This window comes from Streptomyces sp. TRM70350 (genome assembly GCF_019219825.1).
Taxonomy (GTDB): domain Bacteria; phylum Actinomycetota; class Actinomycetes; order Streptomycetales; family Streptomycetaceae; genus Streptomyces.
Genome location: NZ_JAHUXH010000098.1, coordinates 1 through 1,130, shown reverse-complemented (window position 1 = coordinate 1,130; position 1,130 = coordinate 1). Strand labels below are relative to the sequence as shown.

2 protein-coding genes are annotated in these 1,130 nt (G+C 67.1%); both read right to left on the bottom strand.

All coding sequences use genetic code 11. The features are described 5' to 3' along the window. A partial coding sequence (locus tag KWI83_RS37715) for a GntR family transcriptional regulator (protein WP_218518877.1) occupies positions 1 to 571 on the bottom strand: 571 nt, incomplete at its 3' end. A gap of 92 nt (positions 572 to 663) precedes the next feature. Further along, positions 664 to 1,104, bottom strand: a complete 441-nt coding sequence (locus KWI83_RS37710) for an ATP-binding protein (RefSeq protein WP_218518876.1) — start codon at positions 1,102 to 1,104, stop codon at positions 664 to 666. Positions 1,105 to 1,130 lie beyond the last annotated feature (26 nt).

Genomic DNA, 1,130 nt, shown 5'->3' with positions numbered 1-1,130 from the left:
CGGGCAGTCGGGCCGAGACCCGTTCCGTCACGTGGTCGAAGCGGACCTTCTTCCGCGCCTCCAGATGCGCACGGGTGCTGCCGCTCAGCGCTTCGGCACTCTCCAGCTCGGTCCCTTCGACCAGGCCGGCGGGGAAGTACGACGAGACCAACTCAACCGGTTCGCCGTCGTCCACGACCAGGAAACGGCGCATGAGGATCTTGGCACGCTTGGGCAATCCGAGCACCGAGGCGACTCGCGCCGGAACGGGGACGTAGCCGACCTCGACCAACTGACCTGGAGCTTGCGACTCGTCACGCGCGAGCGCTTCACTCCCCCGGCGGTCCTTCTGCTCCACGACGGCCGGGCGACCCCGCACGATGGTTCCGTACCCCTGCCGGGACTCAAGCCAGCCGTCGCGCTTCAGCAGCTCCAGTGCTCGGACGACGGTGGGACGGGACATCCCGAAGGCTTGTACGAGTTGGTTCTCGCTGGGCACGCGGGTGCCGGGCGGGTACGTGCCGTCCTCGATGCGGCGCTGGATGGTCTGAGCGAGGCGAACGTACTTCGGTGCCTCCACGTCATACGCCATGAATGCCGCCGCCTGTCGAGATTGGCCAAGTCAACTGGTCAACCAGACTAGCGACGAATCCGCCGGCGCAGTACCAGCGGAGCGTATTGCGTTCATGACGGCCAGGCATCGGCCATCTCGAAAGAGACCACCGTTCCACCGAAGCGGCTCGGCCCGTGGTGCCAGGAGTCGGCAATGGAGGCGACCAGGAGCAGCCCACGCCCGTGCGCGTCATCGGCGTCGGGACGCCGCAGCCGCACGTTCGCCGGGAATCCCGGGTTGTGCACCTCGACCCGGAGCGAGGTCCCGTCTCGGAACCACTCCACCCGGACGACCCAGGGATCGTCGGCGCGGCCATAGGAGATGGCGTTGGTCACCAGCTCCGAGATCATCAGCACGCAGTCGTCGACCGAGCGGACCGGATTGTACGGAGCGATGAACTTCCGGAACCAGCGCCGGGCCCGAGGCACGGACTCCGCGACGGGATGCAAGGTCATCGCCCCGAGTCGCGGTGAGTCCTCAGAGGGATAGCGGTCGATCGCATAGTTGGCCATCGTGCTCACTCCTTGCCGCTGCCGTC

Bases quoted from the DNA above. Each gene is read 5' to 3' on its own strand.
- KWI83_RS37710 (WP_218518876.1), bottom strand. From the start codon at position 1,104: ATGGCCAACTATGCGATCGACCGCTATCCCTCTGAGGACTCACCGCGA.